This is a genomic window from Nakamurella lactea DSM 19367, from assembly GCF_000426645.1.
Classification (GTDB): Bacteria; Actinomycetota; Actinomycetes; order Mycobacteriales; family Nakamurellaceae; genus Nakamurella; species Nakamurella lactea.
The window spans coordinates 586,816-606,990 of record NZ_AUFT01000001.1 but is presented as its reverse complement, the minus strand read 5'-3'; the positions used below and the strand labels follow the sequence as shown (position 1 = coordinate 606,990).

The following is a 20,175-nucleotide window of genomic DNA, read 5'->3' as shown; positions in this document are numbered from 1 at the left end:
GCGATGGGTCGTCGTTGCGGTCGGATCGGTGCGGGAGTGCTGCTGACGGCGATCCTGCTGGCCGGATGTGCGGTGGCGCCGGAGCCCCCGGGCGAGGGCGGGTCATCACGTCCGACCGATGGCCCCGTCGGGCAGAGCTCACCCGACTCGCCGGCTTCCTCGTCCGCCGGGCCTTCGTCACCGGGTTCTTCGTCGGTCAGTTCGCCGGCCACCAGTTCGTCCGAATCGTTCTCCAGTCTGAGCCGACCGGTTCTCGGCACCACCTGGTACTACACGGAACGAATCAACAACGACCTGCCGATGCGCCTGCCGGCCGATCCGGATGCCTGGATCAGGTTCACCAACGAGACTCTCACCGTCAACGGCACCACGGAGCATCAGCTCGGCAGCGGGCCGCTGCCGTGCCCGACCCTGACGCTGCCGGCGACCGTCACCGACGGTGTGGTGGTGTTCGGCGAGGGTGCGGCGCAGGTCCCGGAGGCCAACAACATCTGCGGCGCGCGAATCGGCACGTTTGCGCCCGGAAAGGTCCGGGCCGCTGTCGTGGGCGACGACGAACTGCGTATCTCGGTCGACGAAGGGGCGAACAAGCACGTGCTCATCTTTTCCGGCACGAAGCCCGAGCCGCCAGCCGTGCCGACCACTGTCGACCTGTCGTTCCTGGCGCCGCCGACCGGCCAGACCATCCGGGAGAAGCTGGCGAACCCGTTGGCCGGTCGCGACTTCGTCGCGACCAAAATCACCGGCCGGACCATCGCGAAGCCCGGGATCAGGATGACGTTCGGCACCGACCAGGTCGGGCTGTCCGCCGGGTGCAATGGTGGCGGCGCCGGATACTCGGTGGACGGGTCCACCGTCACCTTCACCCCCGGGGCGTGGACGGCGATGGGTTGCGTGGACGCCAGGGGAGAGCAGGAGAGCTGGCTACTCGGCTTCACCGGCGGCTCGGCGCAGTTCCAACTGTCCGGCTCCACGTTGCGGCTCACCGCGAACGGTCAGACCATGGTGCTCACCGAGAAGCCGGCCGACGCGACGCCGCAGCGCTCCCAGGAACCTGGCGCCGGTCCGACCGAATCCCCGGCTGCGTCCGGTGATTCCCCGCCGGAGCTGCTGATGGCCACCATCGACGAGATAGTCACACCCCGTGGCGTGCAACCACTTCCCGCGTTGGAAAAGGGAGAATTCTGGGATCAGCCACCGAGGCTGACCATCGAGCACGGAGCCCTGGTCTTCGACGTCGGCTGCGGGCAACTGTGGTCCGACACCACGGGAACCTTCCCGAACCTCACCGCCGGCGCCTACGACGGCACCTGGCTCCTGCAGTGCCCGCCGAACCGCTCGGCGCTGGCCGATGCCCTGCGCTACATCCTCAGCGGTCCGCTGACCGTGGCCAGGGACGGCGCGTTCCTGACCATCACCGGGCGCGACAACCTGGTGGTCACAGCGCACAGCGCCTACTGAACAACAGTGCCTACTGAACAACAGCGCCAACTGATCACCGGCGGCCGAGCATCCCCTTGACATAGGCCGCCTGCCCGACGTGCTCCGTGCAGTCGTTGACGATGCTGACCAACCGCACCGACGCGGTGACCGGTGGATCCCACCGGGTGTCCACGACCCGCTCCAGTTCGGCCTCGGTGAGCGTGTCCAGGTACTCCAGCGTGGCCCGGTGCACCGCCTGCTGATAGCCCGCGAGGTCGGCCGGATCGACCACCACCTGACCGACCTGATCGCTGCTCTGGCCGTAGCCGGTCTCAGCGGCATCGAATGGCAGGCTGAATCTGGTGTGCCAGCCGTCGTTCGTCCACAGTTGATCGGTGCCGGCCAGATCGGCGAGATGGTCGTCCTGCACCCTCGTCAGGTGCCAGATCAGCCAGGCGATGGAATTGGCGCCGGGATCGGGACGCCATTTCGCGTCGTCGGTGGACAGGCCGTCGGTCACCGCCGATACCTGTTCGGCGACCCGGTCGAAGGCGTCGCGGAGAATGGCTCGGGCTGCGTCGATCTCGGTCATCAGAACATCCTGCCGTCCGGACGAGGCGCCGGGCCGGCCGGGTGCGTGTGTCCTTCTCCCGCCGCAGCGCGGTCGTTGCTCCTTACGAGGACGGATCACCCGAATTTAGGCCGGCGATACGGCCGATCCAGCGCGACTGCTCGGCAAACGGGTGGAAGCGGCGTACGTAGCGACATCAATCCTTCGCGAACTGCACTCTTTCCTACGTCGAACAAGGAGGGGCGCATGACACTTCGACTCATTTTCGACCGGGAGGATCTGGAGCGGGTGCGGGTGGCACCGGGTGCCGACCCGATGTGGGAACTCGTGCTCGGGCTGAACCGGGCGCGGGCGCGACAGGTCGCGCCGCAGTTCCGGCCGTGGCGGGAGGCGATCCGGCAGCGTGGCCGGCCTAGCCAGGATCTCGGCCGCAGCCTGGCGATGTTGGGCGAGTTGATCCCACCGACCGGGAGTTTCCCGGACACCTTGACGCCGGCGCCGTCCGTCACCGAGTTGGATGCCGGCTGCGGGGCCATCGCCGCCGTCGGCCGGCCCCGGCTGTCGGCGGATCTGGAGTCGGTGTACCGATCGCGGCCGGCGCCGCAGTGGGTGAAACAGCTCGCCGACGGCGATCGCGGCCGGCGCGGTGACCTGGTGGCGGCCGTCCGGCGGGTCCACGACTGGCTGATCGGGCCGTTCCGGGAGTGGACCGATGAGGCGGTGGCGGCCGACCGCGCGGTCCGCCGACAACAGGTCGGCGATCTGGGAGTCGGACACCTGCTGGCGAATCTGCCCGGGATCATCAGTTGGGACGGGGAGGTCCTGACCATCGCCTATCCCGTGCAGCGCACCATCCGACTGGGTGGTCGGGGCATCACCCTGCTGCCGTCGTACTTCTGCTGGGGGCGACCGGTGACGTTGATCGATCCCGAGCTGCCGCCGATCCTGGTCTATCCCGCCGCACCAACGCCCGCGGCGCCGGCGGCCGATTTCCCGGCGGACCCGCCACCGAAGTTGGTCGCGCTCTTCGGCCGAACACGGGCGCAGAGCTTGCAGGCGCTGGTGCGGCCAAGGACCACCAGTGGAATCGCACGGTTCGTCGGGTCGTCGGTGAGCGCCGCCAGTAAGCAGATGACGGTGTTGCGCGATGCCGGTCTGGTTGCCAGCTCGCGCGACGGTTCGGCGGTGGTGCATCGGCTGACCGGCCTCGGCAGGGCGTTGCTCCGGGACATCGACGTCACCGATCGCGAGTGTTTTCCCCAGTGGGCAAAGGTGTCGTGCTGAGCCGCCGACCATCGGTAGACATTCGGCGGGCGGTCGATCCGCGACCGTCAGAAGCCACGACTTGTCCGGGAGGACACATGGGTACCCGTTTCAACTCCGCAGCGAAGACGTTGACAGCATTCGTCTTTGCGGCAGGCATCGTCACCGCGGGCGCCGGCGCCGCGTCGGCCGCCCCGGCCATGGCCGGGCCGTCCGGATCCGTCGGACCGAACGTTCTTGACTGTTCGGTGAGCCACCCGAACAAGGACGCCGGCTCCGGCCATCCGACCACCTCGGTGAACGTCCGCAGCGGGCCGCACACGGGCTGCGACGCCAACTGGTGGGCGGGCAAGAGCACCAAGCTCTACTACCACTGCTGGGTCTCCGGGACGAAGGTCGGCAACTACTACTCCTGGACGCATGTCCGGATCGCCGGCACCAATCGACAGGGCTGGGTGAGCGACTACTACCTGAACGACCACGGCGCCACCCACCATTGCTGACCAGCGACCACCGCGGTCGGGGACCGGTCGACGCCCTTCGGCGGTCGGCCGGTCCCTGCTCGACTACGGGTGCCGGAACTATCGGGTCACAGCTCGACGATCGTCATCCCGGCCCCGGTACCGGAATCCATACCGGCCAATGCTTCTCCTGCCTCGTCGAGGCCGATCACCCGGCCGACGAGCCGGCGGGGATCGAGCCGCCCGGTGGTGATCAACTCGAGCAGACCCGGATAGTCGCGGGCCGGCATGCCATGCGAGCCGTGGATCGACAGCTCCCAGCCGATCACCCGATCCATCGGCAAGGCTGGCCGGGCATGCTCGCCGAGCAACAGGCCGACCTGGACGTGCCGTCCGCGTCGGCGCAGGCACAGCACTGATGCGGTCGCCGTCGGCACCGATCCGAGCGCGTCAACGGATACCTGTGCGCCGCCGTCGGTGATCCGGTGGATCTCGTCGGCGACGGCGTCCGGCCCGGCCAGTCCGCCGGCATCGAGCGTGACGTCCGCGCCGAGTTCGGACGCCCTGGCCAGCGCCACGACCGAGATGTCGACGGCAATCACTTTGGCGCCCAACGCCTTCGCGATCATCACCGCGGACAGCCCGACGCCGCCGCAGCCGTGCACGGTCACCCAGTCGCCGGCGCCCGGGCGACCGTGGGTGGCCAGTGCCCGGTAGGCAGTGGCGAACCGGCAGCCCAGGCCGGCCGCCGAGATGAAGTCGATCGAGTCCGGGAGGGCGACCAGATTGAAGTCGGCGGCGTGGATCGCCACCAGGTCGGCGAACGAGCCGTCGTGGGTGAAACCCGGTTGGGTCTGCTGTGGGCAGACCTGGGCATCGCCGGCGATGCAGAACTCGCACCGGCCGCAGCCGCAGACGAACGGTACCGTCACCCGGTCGCCGGGGGCGAAGCGCCGGACGGAGCGGCCGACCACGGCCACCGTTCCGGCCAGTTCGTGCCCGGGGACGTGGGGCAGCGGCACCGGCTCGTGACCACGCCAGGCATGCCAATCGGATCGGCAGACCCCGGTGGCCCGGACCTGGATCAGCACTCCGTCGTCCGGGCAGGGCGGAGAGGGCAGCTGGGTCAGGGTGAGCGGACCGGTGGGCTTGCTGAACTCGATGGCGCGCACAACGACCAGCCTGGCACGGGCCCGGCCGTCCTCGACCGGCGACCCGGATGTCGACGACTACGGTGGTGGACGTGAACGCCGTGATCGATGCCGTCGAGTCCTGGCTCGCCGGCCAGTCGTTCTGGGTGCAGATCCCGATCCTGCTGGTCGTGCTGGTGCCGATCTGCTGGTTGCTGGCCGGGCTGGTCGACCGGATCGTCGAATTGGCGCTACGCCGTCACACCCGCCGGGACGCGGCGCTGCAGGCCCGGACCGACACCGAACCGGTGGACGCTGCGACCGGCGGCCGACGGTGAGTCGCCGCCCGTTGCCGGCCGTCACCCGGCGTTGGATGACGATCGCCCTGGTACTGCTGCTGCTGATCGCGGTGGGTTTCGCCACCTGGGGCTGACGAACGGCAGCCGGTCAGTGCGTCCAGGACGCCGGCCGCTTGTCGGCGAACGAACGGGCGCCTTCCTTCGCCTCGTCGGTGGCGAACTGCCTCGCCGACAGCTCCAGCAGACCGGAATACAGCTCGTCCGAATCGTCGTTGCCGGTGCCCAGCAACGCTTTTGTCCCGGCGAGTGCGGTCGGTCCGCCGGCCAATAGGTCGCTGACGAACCGGCCGACCAGGTCGTCCAGGACGGCGGTGGCATCGTCGGGCTCGCTCGAACCGTCGCGGTGATCGACTTCGGCAACGGCATTCACCAAGCCGGTCTCGACCGCCCGGCGGGCGTCGAACACCGCGCCGGTCAGGAACAGCTCGCGGGCAGCGACCGGATCCATCCGACGCAGTACCGGCACGCTGATCACCGCCGGGATCACGCCGATCCGCACCTCGGAGAAGGCGAACGTCGCGGACGGTACCGCCAGCACGATGTCCGCGGCGGCCATGATGCCGATGCCACCGGCCCTGGCCGGCCCGGCCACCCTGGCGATCACCGGCTTCGGACATCGGCTGATGCGCTGCAGGATGGCCGGCAGCTCGCGGACGCCCTCGGCTCCCGGCTGCTCGTCGGCGGCCTCCTTGAGGTCCATCCCTGCGCAGAACACCGGTCCGCTGTGGGTCAGGACCACCACCCGGACGGCGGGATCGTCGGTCACCCGATCCAATGCGGCGGTCAGTTCGGCGCGCAGCTGTCGGGACAACGCGTTGCGGTTCCGCGGCGAGTCGAGGGTGATCGTGGCGACATCGCCGGCGATATCGGTGCGCACCAGCGGATCCATCGAGCCTCCAAGAGCCTGGGCGGCCGGAGCGCCGCGCGGTGCTGCCGATCCTGCCATCGGGTGTGGAGACGTTGCGCACACCACCCGGGCGCGTCTTGCCTTCCGATGCCAGATGGACCATCCTGGTCCAGGAGGGACCAATATGGTCCCGGCCGGCCGGCTGGCCGGAAGCGCACTGCAAGGGAGGTCGGGTGCGGCCGACGCACGAGCAGATCGATACCGAGATCGTCGATACCGCCGCCGGTCTGTTCGCCGTGCACGGCTTCGAGCGCACCTCCGTCCAGCAGATCGCCGACGCGGTCGGTTACTCGAAGACCGGTCTGCTGCATCGCTTCCCGAGCAAGCAGGCGCTGCTGAACGCGGTGGACGGGCTGATCGCAGGTGCCGTCAGCGACATCCAGTCGCTGGGCGCGGCGCTGCCCGAGGGTCCGGATCGCCGCCGTCGGCTGCTCGCCCTGATCACCGAGTCGGCCGTCAAGTACCCGGGGCTGGTCCAGTACCTGCTGCGTGATCTGAACGAACTGCAGCCCGGTCCCGAATCGTTCGCCTCGAAGATGAGGGACACCGGGGACCGGATCATCGAGCTGGTCGCCGGCCCAGCGCCGTCTGTGGAACTTCGGGTCCGGGCGATCCTCGCCCTGGAACTGATCTGCACCGGGGTGGTGGTCGCCCGACATCCGGAACACCGGGACCTGGGCGGCCGGCTCGAACCCCTACTGGTGGAACTGGCGGCCGGCGTCATCGGGCCGCTCGCCGCCGAGCAGAACCCGAAAGCCTGACCGGACACCGGATCCGCACGCCCGACATCCGCACGTCACCCTGACAGACCGCCCGCACCGGGCATCGAACGAGGAGCAAGCAATGGCACGAATGCTGCAACGACTCGGCCTGTCGGTCGCCCGGCACCGGATCGCAGTGATCATCGCCTGGCTGTTGGTGCTCGCCGGCGTCGGGGTGGCAGCCGTCACCCTGTCCGGGCCGACCGCCAATTCCTTCTCCATCCCGAGCGCCGAGTCCAGTCAGGCACTGACCACGGTGGAACAGAAGTTCCCGGCGACCGCGGCGCAGGGCGCGACGGCGACGGTGGTGATGGTTGCCCCTGACGGCACGACGGTCAAGGATCCGCAGGTCGCCGCCGAGATCGGCCGGACGGTCGCGGCGCTGGGCGCCGCGCCCGAGGTGGAGAGCGCCAGTAATCCGCTGGATCCGCAGCAGCCGATCGTCTCGAAGGACGGCCGGATCGTCTTCTCCAGGGTGACGTTCGCGCAGACCCAGGGCAACGTCTCGGACGAGTCGCTGGCCGCTGTCCAGCAGGCCGTCGAGGCGGCGCGGTCGGCCGGGTTCGAGGTCAAGGTCGGCGGGAACGCCTTCCAGCAGGTGCCCGAGGTGGCCGGCCCCGCCGAGATCGGCGGGGTGGTGATCGCTTTCCTGGTGCTGCTGCTCACCTACGGGTCACTGGCCGCGGCGGGTGCCAACCTGCTCACCGCGCTGATCGGCGTTGGCATCGGCGCCGCTGGGATCACCGCACTGACCGGCGTCATCGACCTGCAGTCGACCACCCCGATCCTGGCGATCATGCTGGGCCTGGCGGTCGGGATCGACTATGCCTTGTTCATCTTCGCCCGGTTCCGATCCGAATTGCGGGACGGCCGGGGGGTGGAGGAGGCGATCGGCCGGGCCACCGGCACCGCCGGGTCCGCGGTCGTGGTCGCCGGTCTCACCGTGGTGATCGCGCTGGCCGGGCTCTCGGTCGTCGGTATCCCGTTCCTGGCCGAGATGGGGTTGGCCGCCGCAGCCACCGTGGTGATCGCGGTGTTGGTCGCATTGACGCTGGTTCCCGCCCTGCTGACGACCATGGGCGCCCGGGTACTGCGCAAGTCCGAGCGCAGGGCTGCCGAGGCCGCGGCCGTCGATCCGGGTGCAGGGGCAGCCCCGGTCGACAGCGCCCACGGGACCACGGTGGGGAACGCGGTCGAGAAGACGGGCAGGACCGGATTCCTGCAGCGCTGGGCGAACCTGCTGACCGGCCGGGCCGGGCTCGCCGCGGTCGGCGGCGTCGTGCTGCTCGGCGTCCTGGCGGCGCCGGTGCTGTCGATGCAGACCGCGTTGCCCAACGACGGCACCGCCGATCCGGCCAGCCAGCAGCGGCAGGCGTACGACCTGATCTCCGAGAACTTCGGCGCCGGACTCAGCGCGCCGCTGCTGATCCTGGTCGAGGGTGACAACGGCCCGGCCCAGGCCGCCGCCGTCGCCCAGCAGGTGCAGACCACCCCCGGAGTGGCTCTGGTGACCGCGCCGCAGGCCAGTGCCGACGGCAGCGTCGCGCTGTTCACCGCGATCCCGACCACCGGACCCACCGACGATGCCACGGCGAATCTGGTCAACACGCTGCGGGACAAGAACTTCGGCGCCGGGGTCGAGGTGCGGGTCACCGGTACCACCGCGGTCGGTATCGATGTCGACGAGACGTTGGCCTCGGCGCTGCCGCTGTACCTGGTGGTCGTCGTCGGTCTTGCGTTGCTGTTGCTGCTGTTGGTGTTCCGCTCGATCCTGGTCCCGGTGACCGCGACCATCGGCTTCCTGCTGTCCTACGGCGCGGCGCTGGGCGTCACCACCGCGGTGTTCCAGTGGGGCTGGCTGGGTGACGTCTTCGGGGTGACGCAACCGGCGCCGCTGATGAGCCTGTTGCCGATCATCGTGGTCGGCATCCTGTTCGGCCTGTCGATGGACTACCAGGTCTTCCTGGTGTCCCGGATCCACGAGGCCTATGCCCACGGCGACGACCCGGTCGCTGCCATCCGGCACGGTTTCCGTCGGTCCGCACCGGTGGTGATCGCGGCGGCGACCATCATGGCCGCGGTGTTCGGCGGGTTCGTCGGCAGCGGCGACTCGATGATCAAGTCCATCGCGCTGGCCCTGACCGTCGGTGTGCTTGCCGATGCGTTCCTGGTGCGGATGATCGTCATCCCGGCGGTTCTGACGCTGCTGGGCAAGGGCGCCTGGTGGATGCCGAAGTGGCTGCACCGGGTACTGCCGCACGTCGACGTCGAGGGCGCGGCCATCGAGAAGCAGGACAAGGCACAGAGGGCAGTGGCAGCGAGGTAGTGGGACAACCCCGCTACGCCTTCGTTCGCCGGCACAGCGAAGCGAGGACGCGCGTCGGGCGACGAAGGAGCCTGACGCGCGACCGCAGTCGAGCGCGGCCGGCGGACCAAAAGATACCGACCGCAGTCGAGCGCGGCCGGCGAGCCAGAGGACACTGGGTAGGTGCCATCAACCCTGCCGATCGGCGATCCGGTCCCCGCCGACGGGTCGCTTCCGGAATCGGCGGCCGACGGGCTCGCCGATCGCACCCTGTCGATGTACCTGCACGTGCCGTTCTGCGCGACCCGTTGCGGCTACTGCGATTTCAATACGTACACGGCCGGCGAACTCGGCAGTTCGTCATCCCCGGATTCGTGGCTGGATGCGGCCCTGTCCGAGGTGGCGCTGGCCGGCCGGACGCTGCGGGCACTCGGCGACGAACGCGAGGTCAGCACGGTGTTCGTCGGCGGCGGCACACCGTCGCTGATCGGTGCCGGCCCACTGGTCACCGTGGTCGACGCGATCCGCGACGAATTCGGGCTGACGGACGACGCCGAACTGACCACCGAGGCGAATCCGGAGAGCACCGACCAGGCCTTCCTGCAGGGGATCAGGGCAGGCGGGTTCACCCGGCTGTCCCTGGGCATGCAGTCCACCGCACCGCAGGTGCTGGCCACTCTGGACCGCACCCACACCCCGGGCCGACCGGCGCAAGTGGTCGGCTGGGCCCGCGCGGCCGGCCTGCAGCACCTGAGTCTCGACCTGATCTACGGCACCCCCGGCGAGACCGACGACGATTTCCGCGGTTCGCTGCAGGCGGCCGTCGATGCCGGGGTCGACCACGTCTCGGCCTACTCGCTGATCGTCGAGCCAGGCACCAGGATGGCCCGCCAGGTGGCCTCCGGGCAGCTGCCGATGCCCGACGACGATGTGCTCGCCGATCGGTACCTGCTCGCCGACAACCTGTTGACCGCAGCGGGTTTCCAGTGGTACGAGGTGTCGAACTGGGCGCGCTCGGCGGCCGCCCGCTGCCGGCACAACCTTGCCTACTGGCGCGGCGGCGACTGGTGGGGGATCGGGCCGGGGGCACATTCACACGTCGGCGGCGTGCGCTGGTGGAACGTCAAACACCCGGCGACCTACGGCTCCCGGCTCTCCGGCGGCGGCACCCCGGCGCATTCGCGGGAGCTGCTGACGCCGGCGGCCAGGCACCTCGAGGACGTGCTGCTCCGGCTGCGGCTGGCCGAGGGTCTCCCGGTGGCCACCCTTGACGCCGCGGGCCGGCAGCGAGCGGTTCGGGAAGCAGATGGCGGCTTGCTGGACCCGGACGCACTGCAGGCCGGTCGGCTGGTGCTGACGGTCCGCGGCCGGCTGCTCGCCGACGGCCTGACCCTCCGCCTATTGCAATAGCGAGGATCCTTCCCGTTCGCCGGCACAGCGAAGCGAGGACACAAGCAGGGCGACGAAGGAGCCCGGCTGGTGACCGCAGTCGAGCGCCGCCGGCGAACAATCCAATTCAGCCGGTGGTGCCGCGCAGGTCGTCCAGGTCGAGCAGCCGGACGTGGATGACGGTGCGCCGCTGCAGCGCCGCCCGCAGTGCCCGGTGCAGGCCGTCCTCCAGGTACATCGACCCCTGCCAGAGCACCGCGTGCGGGAACAGGTCCCCGTAGAACGTCGAGTCCTCGGCAAGCAGGGTGTCCAGCCGGAGCTCGCGCTTGGTGGCGATCAGCTCGTCCAGCCGCACCTGGCGGGGTGGAAACCGGGCCCAATCGCGGGCCGACATGCCATGGTCCGGATACGGGCAGCCCTCGCGGACGTCCTTGAAGATCATCTACTGCCTCTCATCCGAAGAGCGTCAGCCTATCGGGCCGGGGAGTCCGACTACACTGGCAAGCAGGGCACCTGACTGCCAACCCGCCGTGGTCCCCCGCGTCGCGGTGGGCGCCCAACAGGGCGGGTGAGGTCGGTAGGAGGTGACGGCGAGATGAGCGCGGACGACCGCCGCTTCGACGTGCTGCGGGCGATCGTCGCCGATTACGTCGCCACCCACGAGCCCGTCGGCTCTAAGAATCTTGTCGAACGACATCGATTGGGCGTCTCCTCGGCGACCATCCGCAACGACATGGCGATCCTGGAGGACGAGGGCTACATCGCCCAGCCGCACACCTCGGCCGGCCGGATCCCGACCGACAAGGGTTACCGGCTGTTCGTCGACCGGCTCTCGCAGGTGAAGCCGCTGTCGGCGGGGGAACGCAAGGCGATCCAGTCGTTCCTGTCCGAGGCGGTCGACCTGGACGACGTGCTCCGTCGGTCGGTCCGGTTGCTGGCCCAGCTCACCCACCAGGCCGCAGTGGTGCAGTACCCGACGCTGACCCAGTCGGTGGTCCGGCACATCGAGTTGGTCGGGCTGGCTCCGCGCCGGTTGCTGGCCGTGGTGATCACCGACACCGGCCGGGTCGAGCAACGGATCGTCGAGACGCCGGAACCGGTCGATGCCGAGGCCGTTTCCGCCCTCCGCCGCCTGGTGGCCGAGCACGTCACCGACCGCCGACTCGCCGACGCCGCAGAGGCTATTAGAGACCTGCCCGAGGCGGCCGAACCGCACGAACGCCAGGTCCTCACCGACCTGGTGGCGGCGCTGCTGGAGACCCTGGTCGAGCACCCGGAGGAACGGCTGGTGCTGTCCGGCACCTCCAACATCACCGGTGGGTTCGCCGACTGGCCGTCCCTGCGCGGCGTGCTCGAGGCCCTCGACGAACAGGTCACCCTGCTCAAGCTGCTGGCCGTGCTGGAACACCCGGCGGCCATGCGGGTGTCGATCGGCGAGGAGAATGACGACGCGAACCTGTCGGCCTCGTCGTTGGTGGCCGGCGGATACGGCAGCGGTCAGGTGCTGATGGGCGGGCTGGCTGTGGTCGGTCCCACTCGGATGGACTATCCGGGAACCATGGCGGCGGTCCGGGCCGTTGCGCAGTATGTCGGCGAGATCGTCGCCGGCCGGTGACCGGCACGGCAGCCTGAACCAGCGACACCCAGCAGTCGGCAATATCTGAAGATTCAGCGAACGGAAGGCAATCGGTGCAGCAGGTGGCACGTGACTATTACGGCCTGCTCGGCGTCTCCAAGAGCGCCGGTGCGGACGAGATCAAGCGGGCCTATCGCAAGCTCGCCCGGGAACTGCACCCGGATGTGAACCCGGATCCTGGGGCACAGCAGAAGTTCAAGGAGGTCACCGCCGCCTACGAGGTGCTCTCCGACCCGGCCAAGCGTCAGGTTGTCGACCTTGGTGGCGACCCGCTGTCCGGCGGCAACGGCGGCATGGGCGGGATGGGCGATCCGTTCGGCGGGATGGGCCTCGGCGACATCATGGACGCGTTCTTCGGCGGCGGCGGAGGCGGCGGACGATCCCGTGGTCCGCGGTCGCGGACCCGGCAGGGTGACGACGCACTGATCGGGGTCGAACTGACCCTGCAGGAGTGCGCCACCGGAGTGGCCAAGGACCTGGTGGTCGACACCGCAGCGCTGTGCAGCATGTGCACCGGCACCGGTTGTGCTCCCGGCACCTCGCCGACCCGCTGCGACACCTGCGACGGCACCGGCGAGATCCAGCAGGTCCAGCGGTCGTTGCTCGGCCAGGTCGTCACCTCCCGGGCCTGCCCGGTCTGCCGCGGGTTCGGCGAGGTCATCCCGGAGCCGTGCCAGCAGTGCCAGGGCGACGGCCGGGTGCGCACCCGGCGCACCGTCCGCGCGGTGATCCCGGCCGGCGTCGGCGACGGTGTCCGGGTCCGGATGGCCGGCCAGGGCGAGGTCGGACCCGGTGGCGGCGCGCCCGGCGATCTGTACGTCGAGGTCCAGGAGATCCCGCACGAGTCGTTCACCCGTGACGGCATCGACCTGCACTGCACGGTGCAGGTGCCGATGACTGCGGCGGCGCTGGGCACCTCGATGCAGCTGCAGACCCTGCAGACCACCCAGGAACTGGACATCCAGCCGGGGACACAGTCCGGCACCGTGATCACCCTGCGCGGGCTGGGCATGCCGCGGTTGCGAGGGTCAGGGGCCGGCAACCTGATGGTGCACATCGAGGTGGTCACGCCGGTTCGTCTGGACGGTCGGCAGTCCGAGCTGCTGCGCGAGCTGGCCACTCTGCGCGGCGAGGAACAACCGCAGCTGGCGACCAGGACGTCCGGCGGGTTGTTCTCCAGGATCCGGGACTCCTTCGTCGGCCGCTGAGCTCATCGTGAGTGGAGAGGCCTGGTACCTGGTCGACCAGGCTCCCGGTGTCGGCAGTTTCGTCCTCGACGGGGTCGAGGGCAGGCATGCGGCGACGGTCCGGCGGACCCGACCCGGCGAACGGCTGGTGCTCACCGACGGCCGGGGAACACGTTGCCTGGCAACGGTTGTCGGAGACGGTTCGGCCGGCAAGGGGACGCTGGACCTGCGGGTCGAGGCGGTCACCCGGGTGCCGCAGCCGGTCGTCACCGTCACCGTCGTGCAGGCGCTGCCCAAGGGGGAGCGCAGCGACCTGGCCGTCGACCTGCTCACCGAGGCCGGCGTCGACGCGATCGTGCCCTGGCAGGCGGCCAGGTGCGTGGCCCGCTGGGCGGGCCCGAAGGCCGACCGCGGCGTGCAGAAGTGGCGGACGGTGGCCAGGGAGGCGGGTAAGCAATCGCGGAGACCCTGGCTGCCGGCGGTCGGTGAGCTGGCGTCGACGGCCGAGGTGACCGAGCTGATCGCCGGGTTCGACCTGGCGTTGGTGCTGCACGAGGCGCAGTCGCGTCCGTTGACCGACGTCACGCTGCCGACCTCCGGCCGGGTACTGCTGGTCGTCGGGCCGGAAGGCGGGGTCGCCCCCGAGGAGATCGAGGCGTTCGCCGCCGCCGGTGCGATCGCCGTCCGGCTCGGCCACGAGGTGCTGCGGACGTCCACCGCCGGCGCCGTCGCCCTCGGCGCCCTCGGCGTCCTCACCCCCCGCTGGGCGTGACCCAGGCGCCGGAATCTGGTCTGATCGTGCTGTGACCCCCGCTCCTCGCGACTATGCCTACGGCGACCACCCCAGTCAGATCGTCCGCCTGCACCTGCCGGAGGCCGGCGACGCGCTCCCCGTGGTGCTGGTGATCCACGGCGGCTTCTGGCGTCAGCGGTACGGCATCGAATACGCGGATCCGTTGTGCCGCAGCCTGGTCGAGCAGGGGGTGGCCGCGGCAGCGATCGAATACCGGCGGGTGGGCCGGCCGTTCGTCGGGTCCAATCGCGGTGACGTGGCCGACCCGGCCGGTGGCGGTTGGCCGATGACGCTCACCGATGTCGCCAGGGCCGTCGACTCACTGGACACCCTCGGCCAGCTGACCGCACGTGGACGGCTCGACGTGGCCAGGATCGTCGCCCTCGGCCACTCGGCCGGCGGGCACCTGGCGGCTTGGTTGGCCCACCGCGAAGCATTGCGGCCGGCCACCCCGGGTGCGGTGGCGCCGGGAGACCATCACAACCCGATCCTCGGTGCGGTCTGTCAGGCCGGGGTGCTCGACCTGGTCGCGGCCGCGAACGGCGGGGTCGGGCACGGCGCGGTCGTCGACCTGCTCGGTGGGGAGCCGGGCTCGGTCGCCCAGCGATACCGGCACGCCTCGCCGATCAACTACGTCGGTGACGGCGCCCGGATCACCCTGGTGCACGGCCTCGACGACGACGAGGTGCCGGTCGACCAGTCCCGCCGGTACGCCGCGGCGGCGGTGGCTGCGGGCGATCCCGTTGAGCTGTACGAGGTTCCGGACATCGGCCACTACGACATGATCGAACCCGGCGATCCGGCCTGGTTCCGCTGCCGCGACCTGGCGCTGGAGATGCTCGGCGGGCCGGGTCAGACCTGACGGTGCGGTGGTGACGGTCGAGACCACTGTCTGCACCAACCGGGTTCAGCTCAGCTGCGGTCAGTCGGCCGAAAACGCCGCCAGATGATCGAGATACTCGACTGGCCGCACCTGAACTGAATCCTCGAAGGTGCCGCTGGGCGCTCGCACAGCCCGAGCTCAGCGACGCCGACCAGAGTTGGTGTTGTCGCCACGGAAGACAGTCACCCCGGCGGGCCATCCACCGATGTCGCGTGCCGGACACTGTCTTCCGTGGCGGACGCCACTCATGCCGGCCTGCGCATGGCCGGTTCACCGCCCCACCGAGCTGGAGGTCAGCATGAGGAAAGTAGTTGCCGGACTGGCTGTTCCGATCGCCGCGGCCGCAGTTCTGCTCGGCCCGGGTGGCACGGCCGGCGCCTCGCCGATCGGCGCCGGAGTTACCAGCGCACCGATTCCGCCCCCCGGACCGCCGGCCCGAACCGTCGGGGACACCTATGCGACCCTGACCCTCGCGAACGAGATCGACTCCGGTCGGGCGAGGACGGCGTCACTGCCGTCCGCGCTTCCCGACTATTCGGGAACGATCGCCATCAACGGCTGACCCGGCACCTCTTCCGGCCAGCACGGCGTCTGACCCAGGACGCGTCTGACCCTGCACACGAGTAGCAGCGCGCCCTCCGTCGAGCGGTAGCGTCGCCAGCATGAGCGCAGATTGCCTGTTCTGCAAGATCATCACCGGCGACATCCCGGCCGACGTCGTCCATCGGGACGCGCACGTACTCGCCTTCCGGGACATCGATCCAAAGGCCCCGACCCACATCCTGGTGATACCGCTCGAGCACACGCCGAACGCTGCGTCCCTGGCCGCCGCCGACCCGGCTGCGGTCGGCGAGCTGGTGCAGGCGGCCGGTCGGATCGCCGCCGACGAGGGCATCGTCGAGCCCGGCTACCGGATGGTATTCAACACCGGGGATGACGCCGGACAGACCGTGCACCACACCCACCTGCACCTGCTGGGTGGCCGACCGTTCGACTGGCCGCCCGGCTGAGCCTGGCCGCGCGGCTGATCTTGGCCGCACAGCTGGGGGTCGCCCCGGCTGGGCCGTTCGGCCCGGCCGGGCCGAACGGCCCGCGGCCCGAGCGACGGCGGGTGGCGGTGAACCCGGAGGAATGCTGCCTCGTGGTGATGGGTGGGTGTCACAGCGGCCGGCCGAGGCGCGCTGCGCCCGGCCCCGAGGAGGCCCGATGAGCACATCGTCAGCGCACTTGCGACGCACATCAGTGGTGACGGGAATCGCGGCGGCTGCCGCCCTGATCGTCAGCGCCACAGCTCCGGCGGCAGCAGCGACGCATCCGAATCACCGGCACCATCATCCGGCCGACATCGAGTACAGCCAGGTCAATCTGGTGTCCGACGTGCCGGGATGGGCGGCCGTCACCGACCCGAACCTGGTGAACCCGTGGGGCTTGACGGCCGGCCCGACCACGCCGGTCTGGGCAGCCGACAACGGTACCGGTCTGTCCACGCTGTACCTGGCCGGCGACCCGCCGACGATCAACCCGCTGGTGGTCAGCATTCCGGACGGCGCGCCGACCGGAACGGTCTTCAACAGCACCACCGGATTCACCCTGTCGACCGGCGGCAAGACGGGCGCCGCGCGCTTCCTGTTCGCCACCGAGAACGGTGAGTTGGCGGGCTGGAATCCAACCGGCACCGCCACGGAGGCGGTGACGGTAGCGCACAGCCCCGGCGCCGTCTACAAGGGGCTCGCGCTGATCGCCGATCCGATGGCGCCGCGGCTGTTGGCAGCTGACTTCCACCACGCCCGGATCGATGTGTTCGACGCGAACTTCCAGCGGGTCACCGGGAACCACGCGTTCCGCAGCATCGGTATCCCGCACGGGTACGCGCCGTTCAACGTCGCGGTCGTCGGCGATCGGGTCCTGGTCAGTTACGCCAAGCAGGACCGGGCGGGCAAGGACGACGTGGCCGGCGCCGGTCACGGCTTCGTCAATGCCTACGACCGCAGCGGCCGGTTCGTCGCGCACCTGATCCGGCGTGGCGCGCTCAACTCGCCCTGGGGAATGACCATCGCCCCGGCCGGTTTCGGGGGCCTCAGTGGCGCCCTGCTGGTGGGCAACTTCGGTGACGGTCGGATCCACGCCTACAACCCGTGGACCGGACGGCAGCTGGCAACGCTGCGCAACACCGCCGGCCGGCCGCTCGAGATCGACGGGCTCTGGGCATTGATGCCGGGCAACGGCACCTCCGCCGCCACCTCGGACGTGTGGTTCAGCGCAGGGCCCGACGATGAGGCCCACGGATTGCTCGGCGTGCTGCGGTCCGCCGGCTGAATCGTCAGCCCCGTTGGCCAATAGTCTGTTCAGCAGTATATTCGGTGAATGCCACCACGCTGGATGACCGAACAGGCGTTTTTCGTGCTGACGGCGCTCGTTGGACAGCCGCTGCACGGCTACTCGATTCTCAAAGCCGTGACCGAGCTGTCCGACGGGCGGGTGAAACCACGGGTCGGCACGCTGTACGGCGTCCTGGACCGAATGGCCGCCGAAGGCGCGGTCGAACTCGACCGGGAAGAGGTTGTCAGCGGCAGGTTCCGGCGCTACTACCGACTCACCGACGACGGGCATCGCCTGCTGGCGCGAGAGGCTGCCCGGCAGGCGGCGAACGCCAGGACTGCCACCGAGCGGCTGGCCGGGTGGGCGGCCGGCGTTGGCGCCGAACCTGCGGCCGGGGAGGCGGTATGACGAATCAGGACGCCGACTCCGGCCTGCTGGAAGCTCGCTATCGACGGCTGCTGCGGGTGCTGCCGCCGGCCTATCGAGCTGTTCGCGAACAGGAAATGGTCGACACCTTCGTGGAGAGTCGTTACTCCGAACAGCCCGAGCTCGCCGACGTCACCGCAACCTATGGTCGGCCCAGCCTGGCCGAGAAGGTCAGTGTGCTGAGCCTGGCGCTGCGTCTGCGGTGGGGTGGCGTCGATGCGCCCGCGCGGTACCGGGTCCGCGCCGAGGCCACCAGAAACGTCGCGCTGCTCGGTCTGCTGATGCTGGCGTTGTGGGCCGCGCTGATGCTGCAGGCCCGTTGGGGCGGCACGCCGTGGTGGCCGAAGCCGGAGGTTGCGGAGCCGATCAATAGCGGCAACCTCTGGCAGGTCATCGCCCCGAATGCGCCGGTGTTGTGGATTCCGGCCTTCGTGTTCGTCGTCTTCGGTCGGGCCAGGATTGCCCAACTGCTCGGAGCGATCGCGATGGTGCCATTGTTGGCGGGCAGCCTGGAGTTCGTTGGACTGCTCGGCTATTGGGTGCCGTTGCTGGTACAAGTGACCGTCATCGCAGCGATCGGCGCCTTCCGGCGTGACACGCCACAGGTTGTGCGGCGACCCTGGCTGATCGCCTGGACTGCGGGAATCGTTGCGCTGCAGGCGCTCCCGTTGGCTCGGCACTTCCCGGTCGGCGTGACCGCGGCGCTGATCGACGAACCTGGCCTGTGGTGCGTCGCCGTAGTCGTCGCGGCACCGGCCTTGCTGCTGTCACGGCGACGCCCCTGCGATGAGGCAGACGTCGGACGGCTGCTTGCGATCGCCAGCCTTGCCGCGGCCGCTCTGTTGTGGCGCGCGGCCACCGCTGCCGACCTGGCTGTCGTCCTCTCCGTCGAAGACCCGCTGCGCGACACCGTTCTTGTCACCTGCGTGGTGCAAATGCTGGTGGTGGCTGCGGTTGGTATCCCGGCGGCGGTGGTCGGTATCCGGGGCCTGCACCGGCTCCCGATCGTTTCTTACAGCGCCGGTCGCCTCGGCCCGGGGGCCACCGGCTGAGGTCAGCTTCCGGCCACTTCTTCTGGCATCCTGGCCGAGCGGAACGGAGACACGTTCACCACCAGCGCCGCGACCGACAACCCCACGATCCCGACCGCGATGGCCGGGCGATTGCCCCAGGTGGCAGCGATCAGCCCGCCGAGCGGAGCGGAAACCGCGATCGACCCCCAGTTCAGCGAACGGATGGTGGCATTCATCCGTCCCCGCAAGCGATCCGGCGTCACCGCGTTGCGATAGCTGCCCTCCAGTGGGCCCTTCAGGCCGAGGCTGAGCCCGAACAGCAATTGGCTGCAGACCAGGGCGGCGATCCCCGCCCAGCCCGGTCGGGCGAATAGCACCACCAGGTAGGCGACCGGGCTCAGCCACTCGGCCGCCGTGTACACCCGGCCGAGCCCGAACCGATCGCCCAGCCGCGGCGCCAGACCGGCGCCCAACACCCCGGTGACCCCAGCGCAGGCCAGGACCAGTCCGATGGTCAGCGCGTCCAGTTGTAGGTCCACGGCCGCGAAGAAGACCAGCACCGTGGTCACCAGGGAATTGAAGAAGAACCACAGGTGCAGCGAGATCGCATACGGCGCAAGTGTTCGGTGCCGATACACCCAACCGGCGCCTTCCTTCAGCTCCCGCCAGAGGTGCCGGTCCGGTGCCCGCTCCGGAACCGGCTCGGCCACCCGGACAGTGCCGAGCACCGCTGCGGAGACGGCGTAGGTCGCCGCGTCCGCCAGCACGGCGATCGGCGCGGACAGGAACCGCACCAGCGCTCCAGCCACCAGCGGACCCACCGACTGCGCCGCGTTCCAGGTCTGCTCCAGTCGGGAAGTCGCCGCCGGCAGCAGTGGCAACGGAACCAGGCTCGGCAGCAACGACTGGTGAGCGGCCCGGAAGAACATCGATGCGACGCCGGCCAGAAACACCAGCACCGCCAACGCCGGCACCGTCAGCACGCCGGCGAGCGCCAGCACACCCACCGCGCAGAACAGCAGCGCGCAGCACACGTCGGTGACGATCAGCACCGGCCGGCGCCGCACCCGGTCGACCAGCACGCCGGCCAACAGGCCGAACAACAGGTACGGCAGCCACTGCGCGGTCCGGATCAGCCCGAGCTCGGTCTGGTTCGCGTGCATCGTCTGGATCAGCAGCAGCTGCAGGGCCAGCCCGGAAACGAAGGTGCCGAGATTCGACACGGCATCGGCGATCCAGAAGCGGACAAATGCCGGGTACGTCAGGACCCCGTTGTGCGCCACCTACCCAGTGGATCATGCGTTCGCTGACAAATGGTCGGTGCGGTCTGGTGTCCGGTATCGAATGGTA

General features: G+C 69.8%; 21 protein-coding genes. 16 read left to right on the top strand and 5 right to left on the bottom strand.

All coding sequences use genetic code 11. The annotated features are described in order from the left end of the window. Positions 1-3: 3 nt before the first annotated feature. Positions 4-1,461, top strand: a complete 1,458-nt coding sequence (locus K340_RS0103015; RefSeq protein WP_084613951.1) for an META domain-containing protein — start codon at positions 4-6, stop codon at positions 1,459-1,461. A 34-nt stretch (positions 1,462-1,495) separates the two neighbouring features. Here the strand turns inward: K340_RS0103015 and K340_RS0103010 are convergent, their stop codons facing one another. Beyond that, on the bottom strand, positions 1,496-2,014 hold the full coding sequence (locus K340_RS0103010) for a mycothiol transferase (protein ID WP_084613950.1): 519 nt from the start codon (positions 2,012-2,014) through the stop codon (positions 1,496-1,498). Between the two features lie 225 nt (positions 2,015-2,239). On the opposite strand from K340_RS0103010, the gene K340_RS27120 reads away from it, so the two are divergent. Both K340_RS27120 and K340_RS36525 read left to right on the top strand, forming a co-directional pair. Beyond that, positions 2,240-3,277 carry a winged helix-turn-helix domain-containing protein gene (locus K340_RS27120; protein ID WP_051264887.1) on the top strand — a complete coding sequence of 346 codons (1,038 nt, stop codon included), beginning with the start codon at positions 2,240-2,242 and terminating at the stop codon, positions 3,275-3,277. Between the two features lie 77 nt (positions 3,278-3,354). After that, positions 3,355-3,759: an SH3 domain-containing protein gene (locus K340_RS36525; RefSeq protein ID WP_051264885.1), complete on the top strand. Its 405-nt coding sequence runs from the start codon at positions 3,355-3,357 to the stop codon at positions 3,757-3,759. Positions 3,760-3,845: 86 nt separating this feature from the next. On the opposite strand, the gene K340_RS0102995 is transcribed toward K340_RS36525, so the two are convergent. Then, positions 3,846-4,889, bottom strand: a complete 1,044-nt coding sequence (locus tag K340_RS0102995) for a zinc-dependent alcohol dehydrogenase family protein (protein WP_037362262.1) — start codon at positions 4,887-4,889, stop codon at positions 3,846-3,848. 71 nt (positions 4,890-4,960) lie between these two features. On the opposite strand from K340_RS0102995, the gene K340_RS27110 reads away from it, so the two are divergent. Continuing rightward, positions 4,961-5,185 carry a hypothetical protein gene (locus K340_RS27110; RefSeq protein ID WP_154674039.1) on the top strand — a complete coding sequence of 75 codons (225 nt, stop codon included), beginning with the start codon at positions 4,961-4,963 and terminating at the stop codon, positions 5,183-5,185. A gap of 109 nt (positions 5,186-5,294) precedes the next feature. Here the strand turns inward: K340_RS27110 and K340_RS0102980 are convergent, their stop codons facing one another. Beyond that, positions 5,295-6,095 (bottom strand): enoyl-CoA hydratase-related protein, encoded by an 801-nt coding sequence (locus tag K340_RS0102980; RefSeq protein WP_037362257.1) that lies wholly within the window; start codon positions 6,093-6,095, stop codon positions 5,295-5,297. Between the two features lie 191 nt (positions 6,096-6,286). On the opposite strand from K340_RS0102980, the gene K340_RS36520 reads away from it, so the two are divergent. The 3 genes from K340_RS36520 (at position 6,287) to hemW (ending at position 10,589) form a co-directional block, all read left to right on the top strand. Continuing rightward, positions 6,287-6,874: a TetR/AcrR family transcriptional regulator gene (locus tag K340_RS36520; protein WP_051264883.1), complete on the top strand. Its 588-nt coding sequence runs from the start codon at positions 6,287-6,289 to the stop codon at positions 6,872-6,874. An 82-nt stretch (positions 6,875-6,956) separates the two neighbouring features. Beyond that, a complete protein-coding gene (locus K340_RS0102970; RefSeq protein ID WP_029135606.1) occupies positions 6,957-9,200 on the top strand; it encodes an MMPL family transporter in 2,244 nt (747 codons plus the stop codon). Between the two features lie 162 nt (positions 9,201-9,362). Next, the gene (gene hemW / locus K340_RS0102965; protein WP_029135605.1) at positions 9,363-10,589 is read left to right on the top strand and encodes a radical SAM family heme chaperone HemW; all 1,227 of its coding nucleotides are present in this window, start codon (positions 9,363-9,365) and stop codon (positions 10,587-10,589) included. A 106-nt stretch (positions 10,590-10,695) separates the two neighbouring features. Here the strand turns inward: hemW and K340_RS0102960 are convergent, their stop codons facing one another. Further along, the gene (locus K340_RS0102960) at positions 10,696-11,010 is read right to left on the bottom strand and encodes a type II toxin-antitoxin system VapB family antitoxin (RefSeq protein ID WP_029135604.1); all 315 of its coding nucleotides are present in this window, start codon (positions 11,008-11,010) and stop codon (positions 10,696-10,698) included. 153 nt (positions 11,011-11,163) lie between these two features. Between K340_RS0102960 and hrcA the strand changes: the two genes are divergently transcribed. The 9 genes from hrcA (at position 11,164) to K340_RS0102915 (ending at position 18,864) form a co-directional block, all read left to right on the top strand. Next, positions 11,164-12,183, top strand: a complete 1,020-nt coding sequence (gene hrcA / locus K340_RS0102955) for a heat-inducible transcriptional repressor HrcA (protein WP_029135603.1) — start codon at positions 11,164-11,166, stop codon at positions 12,181-12,183. 83 nt (positions 12,184-12,266) lie between these two features. Continuing rightward, complete coding sequence (gene dnaJ / locus K340_RS0102950; protein WP_029135602.1) at positions 12,267-13,412, top strand: molecular chaperone DnaJ; 1,146 nt, start codon at positions 12,267-12,269, stop codon at positions 13,410-13,412. Positions 13,413-13,419: 7 nt separating this feature from the next. Next, on the top strand, positions 13,420-14,163 hold the full coding sequence (locus tag K340_RS0102945) for a 16S rRNA (uracil(1498)-N(3))-methyltransferase (RefSeq protein ID WP_037362256.1): 744 nt from the start codon (positions 13,420-13,422) through the stop codon (positions 14,161-14,163). A 31-nt stretch (positions 14,164-14,194) separates the two neighbouring features. Next, positions 14,195-15,046, top strand: a complete 852-nt coding sequence (locus K340_RS27100) for an alpha/beta hydrolase family protein (RefSeq protein WP_037362254.1) — start codon at positions 14,195-14,197, stop codon at positions 15,044-15,046. 319 nt (positions 15,047-15,365) lie between these two features. Beyond that, positions 15,366-15,629: a hypothetical protein gene (locus K340_RS0102935; protein ID WP_154674038.1), complete on the top strand. Its 264-nt coding sequence runs from the start codon at positions 15,366-15,368 to the stop codon at positions 15,627-15,629. A gap of 100 nt (positions 15,630-15,729) precedes the next feature. Continuing rightward, complete coding sequence (locus K340_RS0102930; protein WP_029135599.1) at positions 15,730-16,077, top strand: histidine triad nucleotide-binding protein; 348 nt, start codon at positions 15,730-15,732, stop codon at positions 16,075-16,077. 196 nt (positions 16,078-16,273) lie between these two features. Further along, positions 16,274-17,383, top strand: coding sequence for a TIGR03118 family protein (locus K340_RS0102925; RefSeq protein WP_029135598.1), 1,110 nt, complete (start codon positions 16,274-16,276; stop codon positions 17,381-17,383). Between the two features lie 48 nt (positions 17,384-17,431). After that, the gene (locus K340_RS27095) at positions 17,432-17,794 is read left to right on the top strand and encodes a PadR family transcriptional regulator (RefSeq protein WP_211229228.1); all 363 of its coding nucleotides are present in this window, start codon (positions 17,432-17,434) and stop codon (positions 17,792-17,794) included. Beyond that, on the top strand, positions 17,791-18,864 hold the full coding sequence (locus K340_RS0102915; RefSeq protein ID WP_029135597.1) for a hypothetical protein: 1,074 nt from the start codon (positions 17,791-17,793) through the stop codon (positions 18,862-18,864). The genes K340_RS27095 and K340_RS0102915 overlap by 4 nt, the downstream gene beginning before the upstream one ends. A gap of 2 nt (positions 18,865-18,866) precedes the next feature. On the opposite strand, the gene K340_RS0102910 is transcribed toward K340_RS0102915, so the two are convergent. Then, complete coding sequence (locus K340_RS0102910) at positions 18,867-20,108, bottom strand: MFS transporter (RefSeq protein WP_029135596.1); 1,242 nt, start codon at positions 20,106-20,108, stop codon at positions 18,867-18,869. Positions 20,109-20,175: the final 67 nt, after the last annotated feature.

Excerpts from the sequence above, each read along its gene's own strand:
- K340_RS0103015 (WP_084613951.1), top strand. The coding sequence starts at position 4 with ATGGGTCGTCGTTGCGGTCGGATCGGTGCGGGAGTGCTGCTGACGGCG.
- K340_RS0103010 (WP_084613950.1), bottom strand. The coding sequence starts at position 2,014 with ATGACCGAGATCGACGCAGCCCGAGCCATTCTCCGCGACGCCTTCGAC.
- K340_RS27120 (WP_051264887.1), top strand. The coding sequence starts at position 2,240 with ATGACACTTCGACTCATTTTCGACCGGGAGGATCTGGAGCGGGTGCGG.
- K340_RS36525 (WP_051264885.1), top strand. The coding sequence starts at position 3,355 with ATGGGTACCCGTTTCAACTCCGCAGCGAAGACGTTGACAGCATTCGTC.
- K340_RS0102980 (WP_037362257.1), bottom strand. The coding sequence starts at position 6,095 with ATGGATCCGCTGGTGCGCACCGATATCGCCGGCGATGTCGCCACGATC.
- K340_RS0102970 (WP_029135606.1), top strand. The coding sequence starts at position 6,957 with ATGGCACGAATGCTGCAACGACTCGGCCTGTCGGTCGCCCGGCACCGG.
- K340_RS0102960 (WP_029135604.1), bottom strand. The coding sequence starts at position 11,010 with ATGATCTTCAAGGACGTCCGCGAGGGCTGCCCGTATCCGGACCATGGC.
- hrcA (WP_029135603.1), top strand. The coding sequence starts at position 11,164 with ATGAGCGCGGACGACCGCCGCTTCGACGTGCTGCGGGCGATCGTCGCC.
- K340_RS0102935 (WP_154674038.1), top strand. The coding sequence starts at position 15,366 with ATGAGGAAAGTAGTTGCCGGACTGGCTGTTCCGATCGCCGCGGCCGCA.
- K340_RS0102930 (WP_029135599.1), top strand. The coding sequence starts at position 15,730 with ATGAGCGCAGATTGCCTGTTCTGCAAGATCATCACCGGCGACATCCCG.
- K340_RS0102925 (WP_029135598.1), top strand. The coding sequence starts at position 16,274 with ATGAGCACATCGTCAGCGCACTTGCGACGCACATCAGTGGTGACGGGA.
- K340_RS27095 (WP_211229228.1), top strand. The coding sequence starts at position 17,432 with ATGCCACCACGCTGGATGACCGAACAGGCGTTTTTCGTGCTGACGGCG.
- K340_RS0102915 (WP_029135597.1), top strand. The coding sequence starts at position 17,791 with ATGACGAATCAGGACGCCGACTCCGGCCTGCTGGAAGCTCGCTATCGA.